We start from the raw sequence: 24,873 nt of genomic DNA on the forward strand, positions 1-24,873 counted from the left end.
GCGGAGGCGGGCACCCAGCTTTTCTAGATCTGCACGAGAGTTTTGAAGCTGGGCCCCCGCCTGCGCGGGGGTGACGAATTGAAATTGTCGAGGTGAGCCGCCTGTCAAGTTGTGTTCAGGTGCCACTTGTCCGTGCTAGCCTCGCGCCATGCACTGCTTGCAGACCGAGCGCATCACCACACCGGTGGGGGACATGATTCTCGTCGCCCGGGATGGCGTACTGCTGCTGCTCGAATTCGAGGATGCAACGGAGCGGGTGACGAAGGAGATGCGGGCGCGTTTCGGTGATGTCCGGCTTGAGCCTGCCTCGAATCCTTTCGGACTTGCTGACCGGGTTCGGGACTATTTCGCAGGTGATCTCCACGCCCTCGATCAAGTACTGTGTGATGGTGGCGGCACGGCGTTCGAACAGAGAGTGTGGGCAGAGTTGCGCAAGATCCCGTTGGGCACAACCATCTCTTATGGCGAGCTGGCCAACCGCATCGGAAATCCCAACGGCATGCGGGCGGTCGGTCTGGCCAACGGCAAGAACCCGATCGCCATCGCCGTTCCCTGCCACCGCGTCATCGGCAAGGATGGCTCGCTGACAGGCTATGGTGGCGGGTTGGACCGGAAGCTCTGGCTCTTGCGCCACGAAGGCGCGCTCCTCGTCTGAGGCCGATCAGCAATCCATGTGGCCGCCGGTGAATTCTTCCTTGCCGAAGGCATAGCCGAAATCACAGGTGTATGTCTTCTCGTCGGTCTTGATGCAATGAAGGCCGCCGCCTCCCACCTTTTCCATGCCCCCGGTGCATTCCTCATGCACGGCCTTGGCCTTGATGCCGTTGTAGAGGAGCTTGGCTGCGTCACCCTCGATCGAGAAGGTGAGCACGCAATCCTTGCCTTTCATGTTTTTGTCGCAGTTGTCTGTGTCGGGGAACGCAATTCCGCCTAGCGTGACGCTTTCTTCCTGCGCTGCGGCGGGCAGGCAAGTGAGTGCGAGGGCGAGGAGGGCGGTCAGGCTGCGGGCGGTCATCGGGGACACTCCATGTTGGCTACCAGAGCATAGCAACCATTGCCGCCAAAACAAAAACCCCGGCCGTGGGGCCGGGGTTTCTGTAGCGGTATGCCCGCGTCTTGCTTAGCAGCTGTAGTACATGTCGTATTCGACCGGATGCGGGGTCATGCGGTAGCGATCCTGCTCTTCCTGCTTCAGTTCGAGATAGCTGTCGATCTGGTCCTTGGAGAACACGCCGCCCTTGGTGAGGAACTCGTGATCGGCCTGGAGCGAGTCGATGGCTTCCTGCAGCGAACCGCAAACCGTCGGAACCTTGGCGAGTTCTGCCGGCGGCAGGTCGTAAAGATTCTTGTCCATTGCCGGGCCGGGGTGGATCTTGTTCACGATGCCATCAAGGCCGGCCATGATGATGGCCGAGAAGCCGAGATAGGGGTTCGCGGTCGGATCCGGGAAGCGGACTTCAACGCGCTTCGCCTTCGGATTGCTGGTGAAGGGGATGCGGCAGGAGGCCGAGCGGTTGCGCGACGAGTAGGCCAGCAGCACCGGCGCTTCATAACCCGGGACGAGACGCTTGTAGGAGTTCGTCGAGGGGTTGGTGAAGGCATTCAGCGCCTTGGCGTGCTTGATCACGCCGCCGATGAAATAGAGGCAGGCCTCAGAGAGATCGGCATACTGGTTGCCGGCCATCTGGGTCTTGCCTTCCTTCCAGATCGAGAAGTGGCAGTGCATGCCCGAACCGTTGTCGCCGAAGATCGGCTTCGGCATGAAGGTTGCGGTCTTGCCGTAGGAGTGGGCCACGTTGTGGATCACGTACTTGTAGATCTGCATGTGGTCGGCGGCGGTGACGAGCGGCTGGAAGCGGGTGCCCAGCTCGTGCTGGCCGGAGGCCACTTCGTGGTGGTGCTTTTCAACGATAAGGCCCATTTCGCCCATCACCGAAAGCATTTCGCCGCGCATGTCCTGGGCGGAGTCCATCGGGTTCACCGGGAAGTAGCCACCCTTGGTGCGCATGCGGTGGCCCATGTTGCCGGTCTCGTAGTCGCGATCCGAGTTCTTCGGCAGTTCGATGCCGTCGAGTTCGAAGCCGGTCTTGTAGGGGTTGGTCGAGAACTTCACGTCATCGAACACGAAGAATTCGGCTTCGGGGCCGACGAACACGGTGTCGCCTATCTTGGTGGACTTGAGGTAGGCTTCGGTGCGCTTGGCGATGGAGCGCGGGTCGCGGTTGTAGCCTTCGCCGGTGCCCGGGTCGGCGATGTCGCAGAACACGGCCATGGTCGTCTGGGCATAGAAGGGGTCGAGCGTGACCGACGTGGCGTCGGGACGCAGGATCATGTCGGATTCATTGATGGCCTTCCAGCCGGCGATCGACGAACCGTCGAACATAAGGCCTTCTTCCCATGCATCGGCGTGCATCTGGGAAACGTCCATCGTGAGATGCTGCATCTTGCCGCGCGGATCGGTGAAGCGGAGATCGACGTACTTCACGTCCTTGTCCTTGATCATCTTCAAGGCATTTTCAACAGCTGAGTCCTTGGCCATGTTTGTCCTCTCGTATCTGGCTTAAGTTTCTTGTTGCGGTGATCAGAGCGCTTCCGTGCCGGACTCGCCGGTGCGGATGCGGATTGCTTGTTCGATTGTGGAAATGAAAATCTTGCCGTCCCCGATTCTGCCGGTGCGCGCGGCGTTCTGGATTGCCTCGACGGCCTTTTCGACAAGTTCGTCTGCGATGACGACTTCAATTTTGACCTTGGGCAGGAAGTCCACAACATATTCCGCGCCGCGGTAGAGCTCCGTGTGGCCCTTCTGGCGGCCGAAGCCCTTGGCTTCGGTCACGGTAATGCCTTGGAGGCCGACTTCCTGAAGGGCCTCCTTCACCTCATCAAGCTTGAAGGGCTTGATGATTGCTTCGATCTTTTTCATGTGATGCGGCACGCCTCTTTATGTTTTCCTACTTGTTTGCAGGACGCGTGCCAGACTCGAAATCGCCTGATATCAAGGATTTAGTGGGAAATCTGAAGACCGGACAAAACTGATCTGCTTATAAATTATGCAGAATGCCTGATTTTCGGTCTTTTGCCCTGAGGTGAGGCTCCCGAAGCAACAAAAATGACCGGGATTTGGCCCCGGTCATCTCATTCATTTCATGCCTTTTTATCAGTGCCCGGTCAGCCGGCCTGCGGCTGATTGCGTTCGGCCATGAAGCGGTCGAACTCGTCCTGATCCTTGGCCTTGCGCAGGCGGGCAAGATACTCGCCAAAGGCCTTCTGTTCGTCTTCGAGGCGGCGGCGTTCCGCCTCAAGCCGGTCGAGCTGCTCCTTCTTGTAGGCATCGAAGGCGGCGTTGCCGGAGGATCCCGGCGCGGTCCAAGCCTGCGGCATGGAGAAGCCCTTGTTGCCGGGCGTGTCGCGCCAGGCCTTGTAGGCGGTCCATGGCGAGTCCGACTGGGCGGCGCCGGGCCACATTTCGCCACGGATGAGCTTGAGTGCGAGTGCGGCAAGTCCGATGGGCCAGAAGATGATGAAGCCGCCGATCATCACGGCAAGTTCGAGGGCAGACCATTTGCGCTTGCTGCCGCAGGCAACTGCTTCTGCTGTCGTTGTGTTCATGAAACCGACCTCCTTGGTGAACGCCCCATACGTGGCCCCTCCCGGTCAGAATTCAAGGAAAACACGACAGCAGCAATGGTAACATTGTCTGTTGCGCATCAGTGTTTTGCCATCGCCTTTGAATGCGCTCTGTCTTCGTCCGCAGAGCGATGCAGCAGCACCGCGCCGAGCGAAACAGCAAGAGCCGCTGACAACCAGTAGGCCGGTGCCGTCTTGTCGCCGGTCTGATCGATCAGCCAGGTCGCCACCATCGGCGTGATGCCGCCGAAGAGCCCCACAGCTGCGTTGTACGCAATCGCAAGACCCGTGCAGCGCACATGCCGCGGCAGGACATCGACGTTGTAGGACACGAGACCCGCCAGCAGCAGTGCCACGATGCAGGCGAATACCGCTTCGGCGAGATAGACAACAGAGACCTGCTGCGAGACGAGGCCCTGGAACAGCACGAGCGACGCGACAGCCGAGAAGGCCAGACCCCAGACCAGAACGCGTCGTAATCCGAAGCGGTCGGCCACCCATGCGGCGACCGGCAAGCCGGCCAGCATCAGCGCCATCGAGAAAATGTTGAGCTGCAGGGCACTCACGCGGTCGAACGTGTTCATGGTGCGGACGTAGGTCACGGCATAGACCATCACGGTGTAGAAGGCCGCCGCGCCACCGATGTTGATGAGGAAGAGATAGACAAGCCCGCGCTTGTGCTCGCGCAGGAGTTCGGTGATGGGCGCCTCCGTCCGCTGGTGGTTCATTTCGGGCGGCAACAGGCGCCGGATCAGGATGCCGGCCAGTGCCACGACGCCGCCCGTGGCAAAGAGCACGCGCCAGCCCCAGGCCTTCATGGCGTCTTCGCCCACAAGGCTCGCAAGTCCGAGGGCAAGCAGAGAGCCGAGCAACATGCCGAAGACCGCGCCCCACAATCCCCACACGGAATTGCGCGCCCTGTGGCCCCGGCCGCTGCGCTCGGCCAGGAAGACCAGAGAGCTCGTGTATTCGCCGCCAACCGAAAGGCCCTGGATGATGCGAAGCGTGATCAGGCAGGCCGGAGCCCAGATACCCCATTGCTCGAAGCCGGGAAGGATCGAGATCGCGATGGTGGGCAGCGACATGGCGCAGATGGAGACGAGCATCGCCGTCTGGCGTCCGAAGACATCGCCCATCCGCCCGAAGAGGAGTCCGCCCAGCGGCCGCGCCAGGAAGCCGGCGGCAAAGGCGCCGAAGGAGGCGATCAGGGAGACGCGCGGATCGGTTGAGGGAAAGAACAGGGTGCCGATGATGATGGCGAAGTTCCCGTACACCGCGAAGTCGAACCACTCCATCATGTTCCCGACGAGGCCGGCCAGGATGACAAGCAGGGAGGTCGGTTGTTCAGGAGGTGCTTTCGCCATGGTCGGCCTTCCGATTGTGAACCGCGGGCGTGATGGCGAAAATCGTCCTGATGCGCCAATATCCGGCCGGGCCGCCGGGGGCGCAGTGGGGCCGCTGGAAACCGGGGCGGCTCTGGCGTAGGAAGGCTCCGAAAACTGTCACAAGCGGAGTCGGAACGTGGCCCAGACCAAACACAAGATTGCATTGTTGACCGCGGGCGGCCTGGCGCCGTGCCTCTCGGCGTCGGTCGGTTACCTGATTGACATGTATACCCGCAAGCTGCCGAAGGCGGAGATCATCGGCTATCGCAACGGCTACATGGGACTGCTCAAGGGCTGGACCATCCCCGTTACCAAAGAGGTCCGTAAGAATGCGCTGGTCCTCACCCAGCATGGCGGCAGCCCCATCGGCAATTCCCGCGTCAAGCTCACCAACGTGAAGGACTGCGTGAAGCGTGGCCTCGTCAAGGAAGGGCAGGACCCGCTCCACGTCGCGGCAGAGCAATTGGTGAAGGACGGGATCACCATCCTCCACACGATCGGCGGTGATGACACCAACACGACTGCGGCAGACCTCGCCGCCTATCTGGCGGAGAACAACTACAAGCTGACGGTGGTGGGCCTGCCCAAGACCATCGACAACGACGTGGTGCCGATCGCCCAGACTCTTGGCGCCGTCACGGCGGCGGAGCAGGGCGCCATCTTCTGGGAAAATGCCATCAACGAGCAGAGCACCAATCCGCGCATGCTGCTCATCCACGAGGTCATGGGACGCCACTGCGGCTGGCTCACCGCCGCAACTGCGGAGACCTACCGCAAGCGGCTCAAGAAGCAGAAGTTCCTGCCGGGCTTCAACCTGCCCATGGCCTACAAGGACATTGATGCCGTGTATGTGCCGGAGATCGCCATCGACCTTGAGGCGGAGGCCAAGCGCCTGCGCAAGGTGATGGATGAGGAAGACTGCGTGACCATCTTCCTGTCGGAAGGTGCAGGGGTTGAGGACATCGTGGCCGAGATGCAGGCCCGCGGCGAGGAGCCGGAGCGTGATGCCTTCGGCCACGTCAAGATCGACAAGATCAATCCCGGCCAGTGGTTCGGCAAGCGCTTCGCCGACATGGTGGGGGCGGAAAAGACGCTGGTGCAGAAATCAGGCTATTTCGCGCGCTCGGCCAAGGCGAACAAGGAAGACCTCGCGCTCATCAAGAAGATGTGCACCGAGGCGGTGAAGAGCGCGCTCGCCGGCGTGCCGGGCGTGATCGGACATGATGAAGGCAAGAAGGGCAAGCCGCTGCGGGCGATCGAGTTCCCCCGCATCAAGGGTGGCAAGCCGTTCGACACCACGCAGAAGTGGTTCCACGCCCTTCTGAAGGACATCGGACAGCCGATGGGCAAGTCGTCCGGCGGCGGCGGGCACTGAGGCGGCCGTGAACGAGATCCTCACCCCTGCCGAGATGTACCGCGCCGATGCGCTGACCATCGCGGCGGGCGTGAGCGAGGCACAGTTGATCGACCGGGCGGGCCGCGCCGTTGCAGAAGAAATCGTGCGCCGCTACGGCGCGCGCAAGACGGTGGTGCTGGCCGGCCCCGGCAACAACGGCAAGGATGGCCTCGTCGCCTGCCGCTATCTCCAGTCCTGGGGCTGGCCCGCGTCGGTGAGCGATGACCTCAGCGGTGCAGGACTGATCATCGACGCGCTCTATGGCTCCGGTTTGAATCGTGACATGCCGGCCGGCGTGGCTGCGCGTGTGCGTGCGGCGGGCGTTCCCGTCGTCAGCATCGATGTTCCATCGGGGCTCGATGGCCTGACGGGACAGCCGCGCGGGGCTGCCATCCAGGCCAACCTGACGGTCACGTTCTTCCGCAAGAAGCCAGCGCATCTGCTTTATCCGGGGCGTGCGCTCTGCGGCGAGGTGGTGGTGGCCGATATCGGCATTCCGCCATCGGTGCTGACCGAGATCGTTCCGCGGCTCCACGAGAACCGGCGGCCGTCGCTTCCGGTTCCGGCCGCCGATACGCACAAGTACAAGCGGGGTCACGCCATCGTCTGGTCCGGACCGCCACTTGCGACCGGAGCCGCCCGTTTGGCCGCGACCGCCGCGGCTGCGGCGGGGGCAGGGGTCGTGTCCATCGCAGGCCCGTCCGCAGCGCTGGCGGTGCATGCCGCGCATGTGTCGTCCATCATGCTGAAGTCCGTGGAGCGGCAAGACGATCTCCGCCTCTTGGTGGATGACCCGCGCGTCACCGCCATCTGCATCGGCCCTGCGGCCGGAGTGAACGAGGCGACCCGCAAGACCGTGCTGCGCATCTTGAAGAGCTCCGCCGCCGTGGTGCTGGACGCCGATGCGCTCAGTGCATTTGCGGACGATCCGGCAGAGCTGTTCAAGGCGGTTTCTTCCCGCCAGGGCGAGACCGTCATGACGCCGCACGAGGGCGAGTTCCAGAGACTGTTCTCCGCACTCGCGCCGGCAAGTGACAACAAGGTGGCGCGGGCCCGCGATGCTGCGCGCCTGTCAGGTGCAGTCGTTCTCTACAAAGGGCCGGATACGGTGATCGCACATCCGGATGGCCGCGCCGTCATCAACGGCAACGGAACGCCGAGCCTCGCCGTGGCGGGATCGGGAGACGTGCTGGCTGGCATCATCACGGGGCTTCTGGCACAGGGGATGAGTGCCTTCGATGCGGCCGCTGCCGGGGCATGGCTCCATGCGGACGCTGGCCAGCGCTGTGGCAGGCTGGTCGCTGAAGACCTCGTCGCGGCGCTATAGTCCGAAGGCCTCGGACGCCTTGGCATCGGCAACGGCGACGCATCCGGCAATGACCGGGCTAATCGGCAGTTCGCGATAGGCGCCGAGGGCTCCGACGCTCACCAGTTTGCCGGCCTCTCCATCCACGACCCAGATGAAACCGAAGGATGTTTCGCGGATCGGCTTCGCGCCTGCGCGCACGATCGCCGCGAAGGCCTGGTCCTGCGGCGTGCCCGGTTCAAAGACAACCATCATGGGGCCTGTTGCCGAGGCCGGCAGGGCGGAGTGGCGCATGACCACCATCATCACCACGAGCCACAGGATGATCACCGTGGCGAAGAAGGTGAAGACGAAGCGGTGGCCCGGCAGGCTCACGGCTCACGCCGCTGCAAAGGTGGTGGCCCGCTTCTCGATGATCGGCAGGTGCACGATGGCCGCAAAGACACCCAGCGCCACGCCCAGCCACCAGACGATGTCGTAGTTGCCGTAGATGTCATAGAGCTTGCCGCCCAGCCAGACGCCGAGGAACGAGCCGATCTGGTGGCTGAGGAAAACGAAGCCGTAGAGTGTGGCCATGTAGCGGGTGCCGAACATGACGGTCACCAGTCCCATGGTGAGCGGAACGGTGGAGAGCCAGAGGAAGCCCATGGTCGCGGTGAAGATCAGCGTCGTTACCGGCGTGATCGGAAGCGTGATGAAGGCGACGACGGACAGCGAGCGCAGGAAGTAGATGACGCTGAGCGGTACGCGCTTCTCGCCGCGTCCGCCGATAATGCCGGAGAGGTAGGAGCCCGCGACATTGAAGAGGCCGATGAGGCCCATGGCGAGGCCCGCCAGTTCCTTGCTGATGCCGTGTTCGGCCAGATAGGGTGGCAGGTGGACGGTGATGAAGGCCAGCTGGAAGCCGCAGACGAAGAAGCCCGCGGTGAGCAGCACATAGGAGCGTTCGCCGAAGGCCTTGCCGATGGCCTGACTCATGGTGAGATCAGCCTCGCCCGCCACCTTGGCGCTGGCCTTTGTGTTCTGCACGAGAAGCGGAAGCGCGAAGAGGATGATCAGCAGCGACGAGAAGGCGAGGGTGGCGAGCGCATTGTGCCAGCCGTAGGCCGAGAGCAGGGCTGCCGCAAAGGGCGCGAAGATGAATTGGCCGAGCGAGCCCGACGCGGTGGCAAGCCCGAACGCCCATGACCGCTTTTCCGGCGGAACGATGCGGCCGAGTGCTGCCATCACGATGCTGAAGGACGACATGGCGATTCCAATGCCGACGATGATGCCGCCGCCCACGTTGAAGATCATGGCATCGGAGGTGTTGTTCATGACCAGCACGCCGAGGGCGTAAAGCACCGCACCCGCCATGAGGACACGGGCCGAGCCGTAACGGTCGGCAAGCATGCCGGCGATCGGTGTGGCGATGCCCCAGACAAGGTTCTGGATGGCGATTGCCAGCGAGAAGGTTTCGCGTGGCCACTGGTTGGCCTCGGTGATCGGCAGGGTGAACAGGCCGAAGGTGGAGCGCACGCCGAAATTGATGATGGCGACGACGCAACCTGCAATCAGCACGATCATCGGTGCAAAGTACCAGGGGACGGTTTGGGAAGGTGTTTGGGAGGTGGTCATGGTGCGGCTTTTAATATGCCTCGGCCGTTTCGTCTGTCACATTATTGTGCTGATTGTCGCGTTTTCCCCGGATCTGGCTGAGGGCGACGCCGAGGAAGATGAGGGCGCCGCCAGCCGCCAGCCAGCCGGTCAGCTCTTCCCGCAGCAGCAGGATGCCGCCTGCCGCCGCAACCAGCGGCTGGACATAGAGGAACATGCCCGCCCGTGAACTTTCCATGTGGCCGAGGGCGACGTTCCAGGCGCCGGTCGCAAGTACAGTCGCGAAGATGCTGAGGAAGGCGACGATGCCCCACTGCGCGATGGTGAGAGTCAGAATTTCCGCGACGGCCTTGGGCGAGACCAGTGCGACGGTGGGCATTGCGGAAATGGAAAGGGCGAGGCAGGCGGTGGCAAAGGCACCGTTCGCCTGTGAGACGGGCCGGATGAGGATGGTGTAGATCGCCCAGCCCATGGTGCTGGCGGTGACCAGCAGCACGCCGAGGACGCTGACATCGCGGACCTGACCCGTGGCGCTGCCGAGGACAAGCACCGCCGTTCCACCAAGTGCCACGAGGAGGCCCACCAGGAACCACGCGGTCAATTTCTCCGACGCGAAGAGGCTGGCGCCCAATGCGATGAAGACCGGCTCGAGGCCGAAGAGCATCCCCGTCCAGCTCGCCGGGATCAGCTGGATGCCGATGGCGGCCAGCGCCTGATAGCCCATGTTGCCGATGAGGGCGGCGGCGATCAGCCTGAGCCAGTGGCCGCCGGTGAGTTTCCGCATGGGCAGGAAGGGCAGCAGGATCGCAGCGAAAAGGCCCGCCGGGAAAATGCGGAGCAGAAGGGCCGTCTGCGGAGAGACTTCAAGCAGCAGCGAACGCATGCCCACCGGCACGAGCCCCCACATGGTGACGGCATAGATCACCAGCGCCAGCCCGAGGAGTTTGCTCTGCTTCATTTGAGTTGCGATATGGCGACGCCCGCGAGGATGATGATGGCTGCGATGATAATGTGCAGGGTGATCTGTTCGCCCAGCATGGCCCAGCCGGCGAAAACCGCGAGCACGGGGATCACGTAGAGCGCGGCCCCCAGCATGGACGGCTTCAAGACGCCGGCGGCATAATTCCAGGTGACGACGCTGAGAGTGGCGCCGATGAAGGTGAGGAAGGCAAGCGAGGCCCAGGCATTGCCGTCGAGCGTTGCAATCTTTGCCACTGGGTCCGCCCCCAAGGAGGGCACGAGAAGCATCAGCAGGATCGGCGGTACGATCAGGATGCTGGAATAGCCGGTGATCTTGAGCGAGCCGTAGTCGAGGATAAGCGTCCGGCTGAAGACCACGAAGACCGCCCAACTGACGCCGGCGAGGAAGATCAGCACGCAGCCCATCAGCACCTGCGCGGTGGTGGAGGTTGTGGTCGCGAGATCGTTGCCCGAGACCAGCAGTACCGAGCCGCCGAAGGAGACGAGGAGGCCGATGATGGTGGCGGTGGTCAGTTTCTCGGTTCCGGCGAGCCGCGCGAAGATGGCGATGAGGAGCGGCTGGGTCGACATGATCAGGGTGCCGATGCCGGCAGGGGCGTGGACGAAGCCGAAGATCGAAAAGACGAAGTAGCCAAGGACGCCCACCAGCGACACCATGAGGAGGCGCGGCCAGTCCTTGCCGGCGATGGCAAAGCCGGTCGTCAGTGCCATCAGCACGATGAAGACGATTGCCACCAGGGTGGTGCGGATGAGGAGCGCATCGATGGGGCCCACAGCCAGGGAAAAGGCGCGCACGAAGACCGGCGTCACACCCCAGGTCAGGGTCGTGAAGAGCAGGGCCGCGAGGGCCTTGCCCGTATTGGGGCCGGTGTTCGGGAGAGTGTTGTCGTGCGCCGCGCTCATGGCGTGCATGGGTGCCCGTTTCCGGATGCGGGGTCAATTCTCCAGCGGCGCTTGCCTGTCATGCCAGCCGTGGCTAGCATTGTGATCATGTTCAAATTCTCCCGCATTGCACTCGCCGCCGCCCTGATCTCCCTCTCCACGCTGGCCCACGCCGCCCCCGCCGATGATGCGGTGGAGCGCGGGCGTGCCGCCCTCAAGGCGATGGACATGCCCGGAGCCATGGCGCAGTTCGACGCCGCCCTGAAGCTTGATCCCAAGCATGCCGCTGCCGCCTTCGAGCGCGGCGTGCTCTACATGAAGGCTGGCAAGCTGGACGAGGCGATTGCCGACTTTACCACTGCCGTGCTCTCCGACCCCACGAACGGCCAGGCCTTTGCCCATCGCGGCGAGGTGAAGATCGTCCTCAACAACTGGAAGAGCGCCTTCGAAGACTTTGACAAGGCCGTGGCGGCGAGCCCGAACGATTACCGGGTGCTCGTGATCCGCGCCTCCTACCTCATGGGGAAGGGCGACAAGAAGGCCGCCAAGTCCGACATGGATGCGGCGATCAAGATAGCCGATGCCCACGCCGCCGAGGTGCTGACCAAGATGCGCGAGCAGATGGGCCTCGACAAGTAAGGCGGCATGGTGCCCGCAAAAGACAACCCGCTCTTCCTGCTGCTGACGACCGGGCTTCTGCTCGGGCTTTATTTTCCGGTGGGCAAGCTGGCGCATGGCGCAGGCTTCGACCCCATGCTGTGGGCGCTGGTGATTTCGCTCGGGCCCGGCGTGCTGATTGCGATTGCAAGCTTGGTGCTCGGAAGCTTCAGCCTGAAGGCACCTCATATTCTCTTCGGCTTCATCTCCGGACTGCTCGCCTATGTGGTGCCGAATGCGGTGGGCTTCTCGGCGCTGCCCCATGTGGGGAGCGGGTTCATGTCGCTGATGTATGCCTTCTCTCCGCTGGTGACCGCCGCGCTCTCCATGGCGGCGGGTGTGCGGCCACCCAACGGACGGCTGCTCGCCGGCGTGGCGTTTGGTTTTGCGGGTGCGTTTCTGATCACGCTGTCGCGCAACGGGCTCACCATGGAAGGCGGCGGGCACTGGTTCTGGCTGGCGTTTCTGGTGCCCATCTCGCTCGGCCTCGGCAACGTCTACCGCACAGCCTACTGGCCCGAAGGGATGGCGCCCCTGCAGATGGCGGCGATCACCAACCTCGTGGCGGCGGTGCCGCTTGCCATCCTGCTGATGCTGTGGGGGCAGGAGGGGGCCGTCGCGCAGGCGTTGCAAACACCCGGCCTTCTTCTTTTGCAGATTGCGATCTCTTCTGCGATGTTCGTGGTGTTCTTCCGCCTGCAATGGGTGGGCGGACCGACCTACCTGAGCCAGATCGGCTATGTTGCGGCGGCGGTCGGCCTGCTGCTCGGGGTGGTCTTTCTGGGTGAACACTACCCGCCTCTTGTGTGGGCGGGGGCAGGGGCGATTGCCATCGGCGTGGGCATCTCGAACTGGCCCCAGCGCCGGCGGTGAACGGAGGATGACATGGATGCCGTTGCACAGACTGCCTACTACTGCTGCGGAGTGAGGGCGCAGGACGCGGCGGACCCCGACCCCATCTGCGGCGACACCTTTGCGCAACGCTTCATGACCGGCGAAGGGCAGCGGGCCTTCGCACCCTTTGCCAACCTCAAGATGCCCAATGCATCGAACGCCACGCGGGCGCGGATCATCGACGATCTGGTGCGGGAGAGATTGAAGCGCAATCCGCGTCAGAAGATCTTTATGGTGGGCGCAGGCTTCGACACCAGGCCCTACAGGCTGGGCGGCGGCGACTGGGTGGAGTTCGACCAGCCGGCGCTGCTGGCGGTGAAGAACAAGCTGCTGCCCGTCTCCGACTGCCCGATGCCGCTGTTGCGGACGGGTGTCGACTTCGTGCGCGAGCACCTGGCCAACAAGCTGGTGCTGCACGCCGGCACGCGCGATGCGCTGGTGATCCTCGAAGGCGTCACCATGTATCTGAACGACGACCAGAAGCGCGATCTCTTCGCCACGCTGCAGGAGGCGCTGCCGGGACACACGCTGATCTGTGACCTGATGACGGCGCACTTCGCGGAGAAGGTGGCGCTGCCCTTCCGCAAGGTGCTGCGGAAACTCGGCACCGACTTCGTGCCCCAGCCGCAGGACCCGAAGAGCCTGGCCTTCGATGAACGTTATGCGCTGGAACAGCGCATCTCGATCATCGGCCGGGCGCGGGCCTTCGGCGCCATTTCCATTCCCGGTTTCCTGTTCCACACGTTCCTGCGGAAACTCCGGGATGGCTACGCGGTTCATGTGTTCCGCGCACCCTGACTTCGCCCTTAGAACGGCTTTCCGGAAACAGCAAGCAAAATAATCCTATTCATGGATTATAATTCCGGAGGCCCGCCAACCCCGTGACGGCGCACGGCGATTTTGCCCCATTTCCTGCTGGCACCCCGGGAAACGCTCTGCTATAGCCGCGCCGACCTAATCGCCCCTTGGCTTGATTGGCCGCTGGCATGCGCGGGCGTGGTGAAATTGGCAGACACGCAGGATTTAGGTTCCTGTGGGGAAACCCGTGGGGGTTCAAGTCCCTCCGCCCGCACCAGACGCGCTTGGCAGAATGCCGTATCGACACAGGGGGCCTGAACCAGAGAGCAGACCCATGAACGTGACCGAGACCGCAAGCCAAGGCCTGAAGCGCGAATTCAAGGTGGTGGTGAATGCCGCCACGCTGGCCCAGCAGGCCGAGGAGCGCCTGGCCGAAATGGCGCCCAAGGCCCAGATCAAGGGCTTCCGTCCCGGCAAGGTGCCGGTGGCGCACCTGAAGCGCCTCTATGGCAAGTCGGTCATGGCCGAAGTGGTGCAGAAGGCGATCGACGACGGCGCCCGCACCGTCTTTGCCGACCGCAACCTGAAGCCCGCCTACCAGCCGGAAGTGAAGCTGCCGGAAGCCGCCGACGAGGTGGAGCAGATCATGGACGGCAAGAAGGACCTCTCCTTCGACGTCTCGGCCGAGGTGATCCCCGAATTCCAGGTGAAGGATCATGCCGGCCTCGCGCTCACCAAGCATGTCGTCAGCGTGACCGACGCCCACCTCGACGAAGCCGTGGAGCGCCTCGCCTCCGGCTCCAAGAGCTGGGAATCGAAGGACGCCAAGGCCAAGGCCGAGAAGGGCGACCGCGTGACCATTTCCTTCGTCGGCAAGATCGACGGCAAGGCCTTTGACGGCGGCACGGGCGAGAACATTCCACTCGAGCTTGGCTCCAACCAGTTCATCCCCGGCTTCGAGGACCAGCTCATCGGCAAGAAGACCGGCGACGAGGTTGTGGTGAAGGTGACCTTCCCCGAGTCGTATGGCGTTCCTGAGCTTGCCGGCAAGCCCGCCGAATTCGAAACCAAGGTTGCCTCCATCGACGCGCCCAAGGCCGCCACCGTGGACGACGAGTTCGCCAAGCGCATGGGCTTTGAATCGCTCGCGGCGCTCCGCGACATGCTGAAGGGCGGCATCGAGCGCGAGTTCGGCCGCATGACCAGCATGAAGCTGAAGCGCGACGTGCTGGACGCGCTCGACAAGGAATACACCTTCGAGCTGCCGCAGAAGCTGGTGGAGGCCGAGTTCAACGGCATCTGGAATGCACTCCAGAATGAAATGCAGCGCGCCGGCAAGAGCTTCGCCGACGAGAACACCACGGAAGACGAGGCCCGCAAGGAATACCGCGCCATCGCCGAGCGCCGCGTGCGCCTGGGCCTGGTGCTGGGCACCCTTGGCGAAAAGGAAAACATCCAGGTGAACGAGCAGGAACTGCAGCAGGCGCTGATCGCCCGCGTGCGCCAGTTCCCCGGCCAGGAAAAGCAGGTCTATGACTATTACCGCAAGAACCCCTCGGCGCTGATCGAGCTGCGCGGCCCGATCTTCGAACAGAAGGTGGTGGACCTGATCGTGGGCAAGGCCAGCGTGACCGACAAGGAAACGAGCCGCGAAGACCTGCAGAAGATGGTGGAAGAGGACCTCGAGGACGAGGGCTGATCCCCGCCTCGCCATCGCGCGACGAATAAAATGCCGCCCCCATGATGATCATGCGGGGCGGTTCTTTTTTGTGCGGGTGTTGGTGATCACTTGGCCAGCGCGACGAGGGCGGCGGCCAGTTCCATGGTGTCCTTGCCGGACTTCGTGCCGATGTCGGAGAGAGCCTCGTCCGTGGTGGTCACGGTGAAGCCCTTGGCCTTGAGGCCGGCAAGAAGATCATCCGGCGTGGTGTTGAGCACGGGGGCAACCTCGGCCACCGGGGCCTTCAGCACGGCATTGGAGAGGGCGAAGGGCGGCGGGCCGCCGGCGGTGCCTGCAGCACTGCCGGTGAGGGCGGGCCAGGCGAAGGCAAGTGCGGCCACCAGCGAGACGGCGGAGCCGATCCAGAAGGGCGTGCGGCGGAAATAGTTGAGCAGCGAGCGCCAGTTCTTCCAGACGTGCAGCACGAAGGGGAGGATCAGCACCAGGCTGAGGATCTCGTGCATCTCGCGGAAGGCGGAGGTGCCGACGTGGAAGAAGAGGGCGACGCCCGAGATGAGGGAAATGAGGAAGAAGCCCGTGACGAAGGGCGTGGCATAGCGGTTCAGGATGTCAGGCATGATGGTCTCTTGTGCGCGGGCTGTCGCGGCGCGTGGGTGTGTTGCGAGGTGAAGACGGAGGAGGGGGCGGAATTCCGTCGCTGCTTTTCAAGAAAAGACCTCACCCTGAGGTGCGAGCGCGAGCGAGCCTCGAAGGGCCTGCCGGTTGCGCATGCTTCGAGGCATGGCTTTGCCATGCACCTCAGCATGAGGGTTACAAAACACCCGCACCCCGAGGTACCCGCCTTCGCGGGCATGACGGGATCAACGAGGGGGGCGCCGCCTCATCTCATGGGCGGCACCGGAAAAAGGGAAGGAGGAGGGTATGTTCCCCGTCCGGCCTCGCGCCTGCATGCAATGAATGGGAGTGGTGGTGTGTTCGGCGCAAAGCCGTTCTGCCCCTGAAACCCGCCGGGACGCGGTGCGAAAAACTCGCGCCCGCGTTCAACGGGCCGCAGCGGCGTTTGGAAACGCAGCGATTTTGGCCTGCAAAGTCTGCACTTGCCACTGTTCCCCTGTTGCGGCGCTCCAGGGCCCGAAGGCCAGGCCGCGGTCGAGGCGTAGCGGGCGGATATCCGCGCTTGGAGCGTAGTCTCCAAGGGTCATCCTTCCGGCTCCCGGGAAGGGGAGGTGTGTCGTGACCTCTCCTCCGCAGGCGCTGCGCACAGGTCCGGCAATGTGGAGACACTTTCGACACTGTCCCTCCTTTCCGGAACTGTCGGAGAGGAATATATGTCTATAGTGATTATGATGTCAATACTATCGGGTTGGTGAGGGTAGACAGAATTCAACAATCATATATCGTAGTCGGTGAACGAGAAGTCGGTATCATGGTCAAAATCAAAAACTTATCCAGAGATAACCCTGGTATCAGTAGAGCTGTAGCTGATTTTTACTGTGAAGCTCTGTGTGTCTGTTTGGACAGACATCACACATCTCCTGAAACTATTCATATTGAAAATTTGGGGCAGATCAAATTGGCTAGCCTCAAGTGGCCTTCGAGTTCCACATTCAAGGCCGCGCATGCAAATGAAATTGATGCAACTGAAGCCGGAGCCTATGCCATCTGTATAGCTGCCATAAACAAAGTCCGGAATTTAGTTGCGGTGGCACGAGCCGAAACAGGTACGGGGGCAGACTATTATTTGGCCGAGCCCGGCACTACCGCTGCAGATCTTGAGGACTGCATTCGACTTGAGGTTTCTGGAATAAATCGAGGAAACAAAGCGGCGGTTAAAGGAAGGCTGAGAGTGAAAGTTCAGCAGGCCGTCAACGGAAAAAGTAATCTGCCTGCTATTGCAAGCGTGGTATCGTTCTCCGCGCTCTTGGTAGCAATAGAGGATGTTCCCTGATGACTTGGGCCGCTAACCACGGTGAGAGCCAACGCTGGGCCGATATGGCCCACGTAAATCTTAGGCGTGGAGACGCTAAGGCTGCCGAAGAATGTTTCAAAATGGCTGCGCAGTTTGAGCTTGACGCATACAACGCGCTTTCACCGGAAAAAATTCGCACACTAGGCATAACGGCAGTGAGCGTCGTTTCGTTGTTTTATAAGGCAAACGAATTAGCTGAGGCAGAAAACTATGCGCATCGTTTCTGTGCTGATTTGCGCTTACCCGAATTTGCAAATGAAGAATTGAAATCGCTCCTTTACTTGATTTGGCAGAAGCAAGAACAAGTGAAGTCGTCTGTTACTTTTGCGCCGGGCAACATTCTCGTTTCAGTGCGAGGTGGGGAAGTTTTGCGCGGCGGAGCTCCTCTAGACCTAATCGTCAAGAAAGTTCAGGAAATCTCCAACCTGGTGATTAGAACTGCTGAGTTTGTCTCTAACACTCCATTCAGACGTCGAGGCAAACCGATACATGAAATCGCTGAACAGTGTGTGCCTTGGCTATTTCAAACTGTACCGGGCAGCTACCAATTCATTGTAGCTATACAAGAGAAACGTCAGCCAGATCTCTTCAAGCGGTCGATTGATGCCGAGGACATCTCTTCTAAACTTTTGGAGATAATACGTACTGCGGCTGCTTCCCCAGATGAGGACATGGCAGCTGTGGTGCCGGATTCGCAGTATCGTGATGTCTTTTTGAAAATGGCTCGGAACATTGCTCCAAACGGCAGGAGGTTTGAACAGATCGAAATTTCATCACCCATGGGAAGGGTGCCTCCCGTTGTTCTTTCTGCAGAAAATCGAGATCAGATTGCAAAGGTGGTGCAAACTGAAATCGCAACCTCTAAGGCTTCTTTGCAAGATGAGGTTTTTACAGCTCAAGGAATTTTGAGGGGTTTGGATTTGGACAGAGATTTTATCGTGGTCCAAACCGCTGAAACAAACCTCAAGATTTTTGAGACCGGTGACGTTGTAGATGACTTGATTGGGCCAATGGTGAACCAATTGGTGTCAATTAAATACCGCCGCAGCCGCAAAACCAAACAAGAGATATTGCTTTTCGTTGACATTGAAGCTCTCGAGTAACTTGCGGAGCTAGCCAATTGTTTCGCGGGGCCGTGGTTTGATGTTAAGGATAGCGACTGCAATCCTGTGGTCCTGCTCGCTTAGCAATTGGGGCCTCCCAAGCCTCACACATCATACCTTCGAAATAGCCTATTGCCTGCTCCCCCCGGTGTCCCCCACCTGAACCGCCCCACCACCCCGTTGCGTAAGGTGCATGGGCGGGGCGTGCATTGAGGGTGGGCGAGGGGCTTTGCCTCGCCGCTGTCCCAATGCTAAACGCCCGCTGAAACATCAGTCAGGATCGACCCCATGCCGCAGTACCGTTCCCGCACCACCACCCATGGCCGCAACATGGCGGGCGCCCGCGGCCTGTGGCGCGCCACCGGCATGAAGGATGGCGACTTCGGCAAGCCGATCATCGCCGTCGTCAACTCCTTCACCCAGTTCGTGCCCGGCCACGTGCACCTCAAGGACCTCGGCCAGATGGTGGCCCGCGAGATCGAGGCCGCCGGCGGCGTGGCCAAGGAGTTCAACACCATCGCCGTCGATGACGGCATCGCCATGGGCCACGACGGCATGCTCTATTCGCTGCCCTCGCGCGAGATCATCGCCGACAGCGTGGAATACATGGTCAACGCCCACTGCGCGGACGCCATGGTGTGCATCTCCAATTGCGACAAGATCACCCCCGGCATGCTGATGGCCACCATGCGGCTGAACATTCCCGCCGTGTTCGTCTCGGGCGGGCCCATGGAAGCCGGCAAGTATGTGGCGCCCTCGGGCAAGACCGTGGCGCTCGACCTCGTTGACGCCATGGTGGCGGCGGCGGACGAGAAATATTCCGACGAGGAAGTGGCGACGATCGAACGCTCGGCCTGCCCGACCTGCGGCTCGTGCTCCGGCATGTTCACCGCCAACTCGATGAACTGCCTGACCGAGGCGCTGGGCTTCTCGCTGCCGGGCAACGGCTCGACGCTGGCCACGCACGCCGACCGCAAGCGCCTGTTCCTGGAAGCGGGCCACCTCGTGGTCGACATCGCCAAGCGCTATTACGAGCAGAATGATGCCAGCGTGCTGCCGCGCAACATCGCCACCAAGCAGGCCTTCGAAAACGCCATGACCCTCGACATCGCCATGGGCGGCTCCACCAACACGGTGCTGCACATCCTGGCGGCGGCGCATGAGGGCGGCGTGGACTTCACCATGTCCGACATCGACCGCCTGTCGCGCCGCGTGCCGGTGCTGTGCAAGGTGGCGCCCGCCAAGAGCGACGTCCATATCGAGGACGTGCATCGCGCCGGCGGCATCTTCGGCATCCTTGGCGAACTGGAGCGGGGCGGCCTGCTCAATACCCAGTGCCATACCGTGCACACGCCCACCTTGGGCGAAGCGATCAACCGCTGGGACATCCGCCGCACCAACTCGAAGTCGGTGCGCGAGTTCTATCTTGCGGCTCCGGGTGGCGTGCCCACCCAGGTGGCCTTCTCGCAGGACCGCCGCTGGGATGACCTCGACCTCGACCGCGCCACGGGCGTGATCCGTTCCACCGAGACGCCGTTCTCGAAGGACGGCGGCCTCGCCGTGCTCTACGGCAACATCGCCGAGCAGGGCTGCATCGTGAAGACGGCGGGCGTGGATGACTCGATCCTGAAGTTCACCGGCAAGGCCCATGTGTTCGAAAGCCAGGACGCGGCGGTGCTCGGCATCCTCAACAGCGAGGTGAAGGCGGGCGAAGTGGTGGTGATCCGCTACGAGGGCCCGATCGGCGGCCCGGGCATGCAGGAAATGCTCTATCCGACGAGCTATCTGAAGTCGAAGGGCCTGGGCAAGGCCTGCGCGCTCCTGACCGATGGCCGCTTCTCCGGCGGCACCAGCGGCCTTTCCATCGGCCACGTCTCGCCGGAAGCGGCGGAGGGCGGCCTGATCGCGCTTGTGGAGAAGGGCGATACGATCGAGATCGACATTCCCAACCGCACCATCAATCTCGCGGTTCCCGCCGATGTGCTGGCGGCGCGGCGCAAGGCGCAGGAGGCCAAGGGCTTCAAGCCGACCGAAAAGCGCAAGCGCAACGTGACGAACGCGCTCAAGGCTTATGCCGCGATGACCACCTCTGCCGCCAAGGGCGCGGTGCGCCGCGACCTCGACTGATCCGGCTACTGGCGCGTGTCGATGTCGCGCTGGGTGACGGTGTAGCTGCCGGCGTATTGCGCGCTCTGTCCGGGTGTGAGCGTGGTGCTGCCCGAGACGAGGGTGGGCACGGGCGCGGGGCCGTTGCCGTTGAAGGCGGTTTCGGCGACGGCGATGCCGTTCACCGTGGTGTTGCCCGTATTGGTGACCTGGAAGCGGAATTCGATGGCATCGCCCACAGCGACGCGCGTTCCCGGAAACAATTGCACGCCGCCGCGCCACGCCGTCTTGGCCAGCGAGATCCCCGGCACGCGGGTGAGCGGCGTCGTCAGCACCGCATCGGGCGAGCGGATGATGTTGGCGCCCGTGTTGCCTTGCGCATAGGCGGTGTTGGTGACGCTGCCTGCATCCATGTTGGCAAGCGTCACGGTGTAGGGCACGCGCACGATCCAGGTCTCGCCGGGATCGAGCTGGTTGTTGGCGGTGGTATCGCCCGAGACGCGGTAGGTGGCGGCGGTCACCGTGCCGATGCGGTCGTCCACCACCTGCACGGCGGAGAGGCTGCGGTCGTTGCCGGCGGGATTGGAAATGGCGAACTGGTAGGTGAGGGTGTCGCCGGCACTGTCGCGGCCGTCAGCGTTGCTGTCCACCTTGCTGAACAGGGTCTTGGTCAGGGTGATGTAGGTCTGGCAGGCCTCGACGCTGTCGAAGAGGTTGCCGATGCTGCCGGGCGTGATCGCCTGGAAGCGCAGCACCACGCTGGTGGCGCTGGTGCCCATCACGGTCGTCGCATTGCGCAGCACCCAGGCGCCGGTGGCAGTGCTGAAGTCGCCGTAGTTGAGGAGAGTGGCGCCGCCCGCCGTGTTGATCTGCAGGTTGGCCGTCTCGGTGGTGGAGCGGCCGCGGTGGGCCCAGTAGACGCGAAGTTCGGCGCGGGGCTGGACGGTGAATGCAGTGGTGGTCAGCGTGTCCGCGGCGTTCCAGTTCATCTCGTTCAGCTGCGTGCCCTGGTAGGGAACGACGCCGTTGAAGCTGTTGGCCCAGATCTCGAAGGCGGTGCTGCTCGTGGTCCAGCCCGGCACGTTGGCCGCGGGTTCGGAATACCAGTTCACGGCCGCACCCTTGTTTGGCGTCTCGAAGCTGCCGTTGGTGTTGAGCACGGTGCCGGTGCAATTGGGCGCCGCCACCGCCGCCGGGGCAAACGCCACCGGCAGGGCGATGGCCGCCACGGCCGCAATCGCTCTCAACCACCTCATGCAAGGAGACATATGTCTCCTTGGTTTCAAAGTGCTGAACGGCAAGGCCGTGGCGGCGCGCGGCGCGGATCAGCCGCCCGCAGTGCCTGATTATTGTTCAGTAGATGGTGGCGTAGAGGGATTTGCTGTCGGCATCGAGCACGGCCAGCAGGACGGCGGCAACGGCGATGCGGCCGCGTGGAACATCACGGCAGGCCTTCGCGGTGAAGCGCTTCGGCTGATCGGGCGTGGCGGAGTGTTCGGCGATGATGGCGGTGCAGAAGTAGCGGCCGTTCCGCACGTATTGCGCTGCGTCCATGGCGTTCGAGCCCCAGCGCATGGTGATGTCGCCGGCCCAGCCGGGGTAGGGAAGCCCGTACCACATGAAGCCGCTGCCGCGTACGGCGGGCGTGATGTCGCCGCCGCCCGCATAGCGGAACGGCACGGGTGACCACAGGGCGGCATTGCCGAGGCTCGTGGCGTAGGCCGCATAGGCTGCGTCATCGAAGCGGACGACGGCTTCAAGCCGCGGGCGGTAGCTCATCTTGTTCTGGCTGCTGAAGTGCTCCAGCGCCACCTCCTGCGGAATGTGGAACTGCTGGCGAAGGATGCCTTCGTGCTGGCTCGTCCGGATCTGGCCTGCGAGAAGGGCGAGGAGGGCGGTGGCGGCAAGGCCGGCGACGACGCCCATTTGTTGCAGGGTGCCGAGATCGGCCCAGCGCGGACCCGCACCCCGGCGCTTGGCGCGCACGGCCTGGCGGATCGTGCCGAGCACGATCGCCACCGGGATCACCCAGACAAGCTGAAGCAGGGGATTGAACGCCGTCATGGAGCAAACCCTTAGCAGGCAAGCGTTAAGGCGCGGTTCGGTCCAAGGCGCGCGTCCGCCAAGGCGTTGCTTAACCGTGGGAATCCGCTGAATTTGCGATTTGTTTGGGCCTCACCTATCTATGTGTTCGAGACACACGATTGATTCCCAACCGATGCCCGGAGACTCCATGGCTACCTTTGATCCGCTTGCCCCCACTGCCGCATTCTGGCCTTCCGTCATTCAGCAGGAAGCCCGGGGCGAGCGCGTGTACGATCTTCCCTCGCGCCTCTTGCGCGAGCGCATCATCTTCGTGACCGGCCAGGTGGAAGACACCATGGCCGCCTCGATCTGCATGCAGCTTCTCTTCCTCGAGGCCGAGAACCCGAAGAAGGAAATCGCCATGTACATCAACTCGCCGGGTGGCGTCGTCACGTCGGGCCTGTCGATCTACGACACCATGCAGTTCATCCGCTGCCCGGTCTCGACCATCGTCATGGGGCAGGCGGCCTCGATGGGCTCGCTCCTCTCCTGCGCCGGCGAGAAGGGCATGCGCTTCGCCCTGCCGCACGCCTCGATCATGGTCCACCAGCCCTCGGGCGGTTTCCAGGGCCAGGTGACGGACATCCTCATCCATGCCCGCAACGTGGAAAACCTCCGCAAGCGGCTCAATGAAATCTACGTGAAGCACACCGGCCGCACGGTGAAGGAAATCGAGGATGCCCTCGAGCGCGACAACTTCATGAGCGCCGAGGAGGCCGTGAAGTTCGGCCTCATCGACGAGGTGAAGGCGCAGCGCCAGCTTCCCGAGGACCAGAAGTAAGGCGCGCGAACTGGGAAACCGTCCGCATAACAGCATCTTGGGGGCGGGTCTTGAGAATACACTCGAGACCGGCCCCGCAGCCTCCGCGCGCAAGCGCCGGTCTCGCACCATCAGCCTTGCGGGCAACCTTGCGGGAACCCTGCCGTTATCCACATTTCCAAGCCATCCTTCTTGTGCATGGCGGGATGCGGCAAGGAATGATTAACCTCCGGGGCGGCATGCTGGATTTGAGTCGGACATTTGGTCTATTATGAGACACTTTTGGGCCACTTTCTGCGTATGAAGAGGTGGTCGACCCCCGACCGGGCGCACACCCGGCGGTAAGACAAGGAACAAGACATGAGCAAGGCAGCTTCCGGCGACAACAAGAACACGCTCTACTGCTCTTTCTGCGGAAAGAGCCAGCACGAGGTGCGCAAGCTGATTGCCGGGCCAACCGTGTTCATTTGCGACGAGTGCGTCGAGCTCTGCATGGACATCATCCGTGAAGAGAACAAGTCGGCACTGGTGAAGTCCAAGGATGGCGTTCCCACCCCGCAGGAAATCCGCAAGGTGCTGGACGACTACGTCATCGGCCAGGACCACGCCAAGCGCGTCCTCTCGGTCGCCGTTCACAACCACTACAAGCGCCTGAACCACGGCCAGAAGGGCAACGACGTGGAACTGGCGAAGTCGAACATCCTGCTCGTCGGCCCCACGGGCTCGGGCAAGACGCTGCTGGCCCAGACGCTGGCGCGCATCCTCGACGTGCCCTTCACAATGGCCGACGCCACGACGCTCACCGAAGCGGGCTACGTAGGCGAGGACGTGGAGAACATCATCCTCAAGCTGCTGCAGGCCTCCGACTACAATGTCGAGCGGGCCCAGCGCGGCATCGTCTACATCGACGAAATCGACAAGATCAGCCGCAAGTCCGACAACCCCTCGATCACCCGTGACGTCTCGGGCGAGGGCGTGCAGCAGGCCTTGCTGAAGATCATGGAAGGCACGGTGGCCTCGGTTCCTCCGCAGGGGGGCCGCAAGCATCCGCAGCAGGAATTCCTGCAGGTCGACACCACCAACATCCTGTTCATCTGCGGCGGCGCCTTCGCCGGCCTCGAGCGCATCATCAACCAGCGTTCGAAGGGTACCGGCATCGGCTTTGCTGCCACGGTGCGCGCCCCCGACGACCGCCGCACCGGTGCGGTGCTGCGCGAGCTGGAGCCGGAAGACCTCCTGCGCTTTGGCCTCATTCCGGAATTCGTCGGCCGCCTGCCGGTGACCGCGACACTGGAAGACCTCGATGAAGCCGCCCTGGTGCAGATCCTTGCCGAGCCGAAGAACGCGCTCGTCAAGCAGTACCAGCGCCTGTTCGAGATGGAAGGCGTGAAGCTCACGATCCCGGACGAGGCGCTGCGCGCCATCGCCCGCCGCGCCATCGAACGCAAGACCGGCGCCCGCGGCCTCCGCTCCATCATGGAAGGCATCCTGCTCGATACCATGTACGACCTCCCCGGCATGACCGGTGTGGAGGAAGTGGTGATCTCGCGCGAAGTCGTGGAAGGCGATGCCAAGCCGCTGCTCATCTATTCCGACCGCGAGAAGCAGCCCGCGGCGAAGGTGGCCAACGCCACCGCCTGACGAATGCGC

The 24,873-nt window shown here is 62.6% G+C and carries 24 protein-coding genes and 1 tRNA gene; 13 read left to right on the forward strand and 12 right to left on the reverse strand.

The genetic code is table 11. The features are described 5' to 3' along the window. Positions 1–193 precede the first annotated feature (193 nt). Complete coding sequence (locus QM801_RS06535) at positions 194–655, forward strand: methylated-DNA--[protein]-cysteine S-methyltransferase (RefSeq protein ID WP_415018403.1); 462 nt, start codon at positions 194–196, stop codon at positions 653–655. 6 nt (positions 656–661) lie between these two features. Here the strand turns inward: QM801_RS06535 and QM801_RS06540 are convergent, their stop codons facing one another. The 5 genes from QM801_RS06540 to QM801_RS06560 all read right to left on the reverse strand — a co-directional run bounded on the left by QM801_RS06540 (position 662) and on the right by QM801_RS06560 (position 4,988). After that, positions 662–1,015: a hypothetical protein gene (locus QM801_RS06540; RefSeq protein ID WP_415018404.1), complete on the reverse strand. Its 354-nt coding sequence runs from the start codon at positions 1,013–1,015 to the stop codon at positions 662–664. Between the two features lie 105 nt (positions 1,016–1,120). Next, positions 1,121–2,539: a type I glutamate--ammonia ligase gene (gene glnA, locus QM801_RS06545; RefSeq protein WP_415018405.1), complete on the reverse strand. Its 1,419-nt coding sequence runs from the start codon at positions 2,537–2,539 to the stop codon at positions 1,121–1,123. A 42-nt stretch (positions 2,540–2,581) separates the two neighbouring features. Then, positions 2,582–2,920 carry a P-II family nitrogen regulator gene (locus tag QM801_RS06550; RefSeq protein WP_415018406.1) on the reverse strand — a complete coding sequence of 113 codons (339 nt, stop codon included), beginning with the start codon at positions 2,918–2,920 and terminating at the stop codon, positions 2,582–2,584. 245 nt (positions 2,921–3,165) lie between these two features. Next, the gene (locus QM801_RS06555; RefSeq protein ID WP_415018407.1) at positions 3,166–3,606 is read right to left on the reverse strand and encodes a DUF2852 domain-containing protein; all 441 of its coding nucleotides are present in this window, start codon (positions 3,604–3,606) and stop codon (positions 3,166–3,168) included. A 98-nt stretch (positions 3,607–3,704) separates the two neighbouring features. Beyond that, positions 3,705–4,988: an MFS transporter gene (locus QM801_RS06560; RefSeq protein WP_415018408.1), complete on the reverse strand. Its 1,284-nt coding sequence runs from the start codon at positions 4,986–4,988 to the stop codon at positions 3,705–3,707. 157 nt (positions 4,989–5,145) lie between these two features. On the opposite strand from QM801_RS06560, the gene QM801_RS06565 reads away from it, so the two are divergent. Both QM801_RS06565 and QM801_RS06570 read left to right on the forward strand, forming a co-directional pair. Beyond that, entirely contained in the window at positions 5,146–6,384 is a 1,239-nt protein-coding gene (locus QM801_RS06565) for a pyrophosphate--fructose-6-phosphate 1-phosphotransferase (RefSeq protein WP_415018409.1), read from the forward strand. Between the two features lie 34 nt (positions 6,385–6,418). Then, positions 6,419–7,732 carry an NAD(P)H-hydrate dehydratase gene (locus QM801_RS06570; protein ID WP_415020900.1) on the forward strand — a complete coding sequence of 438 codons (1,314 nt, stop codon included), beginning with the start codon at positions 6,419–6,421 and terminating at the stop codon, positions 7,730–7,732. On the opposite strand, the gene QM801_RS06575 is transcribed toward QM801_RS06570, so the two are convergent. The 4 genes from QM801_RS06575 to QM801_RS06590 are packed head-to-tail and all read right to left on the reverse strand — an operon-like array spanning position 7,727 to position 11,200. After that, the gene (locus QM801_RS06575; RefSeq protein ID WP_415018410.1) at positions 7,727–8,086 is read right to left on the reverse strand and encodes a hypothetical protein; all 360 of its coding nucleotides are present in this window, start codon (positions 8,084–8,086) and stop codon (positions 7,727–7,729) included. The genes QM801_RS06570 and QM801_RS06575 overlap by 6 nt on opposite strands. Before the next feature lie 3 nt (positions 8,087–8,089). Then, positions 8,090–9,328 (reverse strand): MFS transporter, encoded by a 1,239-nt coding sequence (locus tag QM801_RS06580; RefSeq protein WP_415018411.1) that lies wholly within the window; start codon positions 9,326–9,328, stop codon positions 8,090–8,092. Positions 9,329–9,338: 10 nt separating this feature from the next. Continuing rightward, positions 9,339–10,265, reverse strand: coding sequence for a DMT family transporter (locus QM801_RS06585; RefSeq protein WP_415018412.1), 927 nt, complete (start codon positions 10,263–10,265; stop codon positions 9,339–9,341). Next, a complete protein-coding gene (locus tag QM801_RS06590; RefSeq protein ID WP_415018413.1) occupies positions 10,262–11,200 on the reverse strand; it encodes a DMT family transporter in 939 nt (312 codons plus the stop codon). The genes QM801_RS06585 and QM801_RS06590 overlap by 4 nt, the downstream gene beginning before the upstream one ends. Positions 11,201–11,278: 78 nt before the next feature. Between QM801_RS06590 and QM801_RS06595 the strand changes: the two genes are divergently transcribed. From QM801_RS06595 to tig, 5 genes are all read left to right on the forward strand, one after another. Continuing rightward, entirely contained in the window at positions 11,279–11,809 is a 531-nt protein-coding gene (locus QM801_RS06595) for a tetratricopeptide repeat protein (protein ID WP_415018414.1), read from the forward strand. Between the two features lie 6 nt (positions 11,810–11,815). Further along, the gene (locus QM801_RS06600; RefSeq protein WP_415018415.1) at positions 11,816–12,700 is read left to right on the forward strand and encodes a DMT family transporter; all 885 of its coding nucleotides are present in this window, start codon (positions 11,816–11,818) and stop codon (positions 12,698–12,700) included. A gap of 12 nt (positions 12,701–12,712) precedes the next feature. Next, entirely contained in the window at positions 12,713–13,519 is an 807-nt protein-coding gene (locus QM801_RS06605) for a class I SAM-dependent methyltransferase (protein ID WP_415018416.1), read from the forward strand. Between the two features lie 192 nt (positions 13,520–13,711). Beyond that, a tRNA-Leu gene (locus QM801_RS06610) sits at positions 13,712–13,796 on the forward strand. 57 nt (positions 13,797–13,853) lie between these two features. After that, complete coding sequence (gene tig / locus QM801_RS06615) at positions 13,854–15,218, forward strand: trigger factor (RefSeq protein ID WP_415018417.1); 1,365 nt, start codon at positions 13,854–13,856, stop codon at positions 15,216–15,218. Positions 15,219–15,304: 86 nt separating this feature from the next. On the opposite strand, the gene QM801_RS06620 is transcribed toward tig, so the two are convergent. Continuing rightward, positions 15,305–15,817, reverse strand: a complete 513-nt coding sequence (locus QM801_RS06620; protein WP_415018418.1) for a DUF4405 domain-containing protein — start codon at positions 15,815–15,817, stop codon at positions 15,305–15,307. Positions 15,818–16,626: 809 nt separating this feature from the next. Here QM801_RS06620 and QM801_RS06625 point away from each other — a divergent pair. The 3 genes from QM801_RS06625 to ilvD all read left to right on the forward strand — a co-directional run bounded on the left by QM801_RS06625 (position 16,627) and on the right by ilvD (position 20,399). Further along, positions 16,627–17,148, forward strand: a complete 522-nt coding sequence (locus QM801_RS06625) for a hypothetical protein (RefSeq protein ID WP_415018419.1) — start codon at positions 16,627–16,629, stop codon at positions 17,146–17,148. Next, a complete protein-coding gene (locus tag QM801_RS06630; RefSeq protein WP_415018420.1) occupies positions 17,148–18,272 on the forward strand; it encodes a hypothetical protein in 1,125 nt (374 codons plus the stop codon). Before QM801_RS06625 ends, QM801_RS06630 begins: the two co-directional genes overlap by 1 nt. A 288-nt stretch (positions 18,273–18,560) precedes the next feature. Beyond that, a complete protein-coding gene (gene ilvD / locus QM801_RS06635) occupies positions 18,561–20,399 on the forward strand; it encodes a dihydroxy-acid dehydratase (RefSeq protein ID WP_415018421.1) in 1,839 nt (612 codons plus the stop codon). A 5-nt stretch (positions 20,400–20,404) separates the two neighbouring features. Here the strand turns inward: ilvD and QM801_RS06640 are convergent, their stop codons facing one another. Both QM801_RS06640 and QM801_RS06645 read right to left on the reverse strand, forming a co-directional pair. After that, on the reverse strand, positions 20,405–21,634 hold the full coding sequence (locus QM801_RS06640) for a hypothetical protein (RefSeq protein ID WP_415018422.1): 1,230 nt from the start codon (positions 21,632–21,634) through the stop codon (positions 20,405–20,407). 97 nt (positions 21,635–21,731) lie between these two features. After that, positions 21,732–22,442 carry a hypothetical protein gene (locus tag QM801_RS06645; RefSeq protein WP_415018423.1) on the reverse strand — a complete coding sequence of 237 codons (711 nt, stop codon included), beginning with the start codon at positions 22,440–22,442 and terminating at the stop codon, positions 21,732–21,734. 169 nt (positions 22,443–22,611) lie between these two features. Here QM801_RS06645 and QM801_RS06650 point away from each other — a divergent pair, with 169 nt between their 5' ends. After that, the gene (locus QM801_RS06650) at positions 22,612–23,244 is read left to right on the forward strand and encodes an ATP-dependent Clp protease proteolytic subunit (protein ID WP_415018424.1); all 633 of its coding nucleotides are present in this window, start codon (positions 22,612–22,614) and stop codon (positions 23,242–23,244) included. Between the two features lie 339 nt (positions 23,245–23,583). Further along, positions 23,584–24,864: an ATP-dependent Clp protease ATP-binding subunit ClpX gene (clpX, locus tag QM801_RS06655; protein WP_415018425.1), complete on the forward strand. Its 1,281-nt coding sequence runs from the start codon at positions 23,584–23,586 to the stop codon at positions 24,862–24,864. The last annotated feature ends 9 nt before the right edge of the window (positions 24,865–24,873 follow it).

Origin of the sequence: Aestuariivirga sp., from assembly GCF_047600585.1 — a bacterium.
Lineage (GTDB): Bacteria > Pseudomonadota > Alphaproteobacteria > Rhizobiales > Aestuariivirgaceae > Aestuariivirga.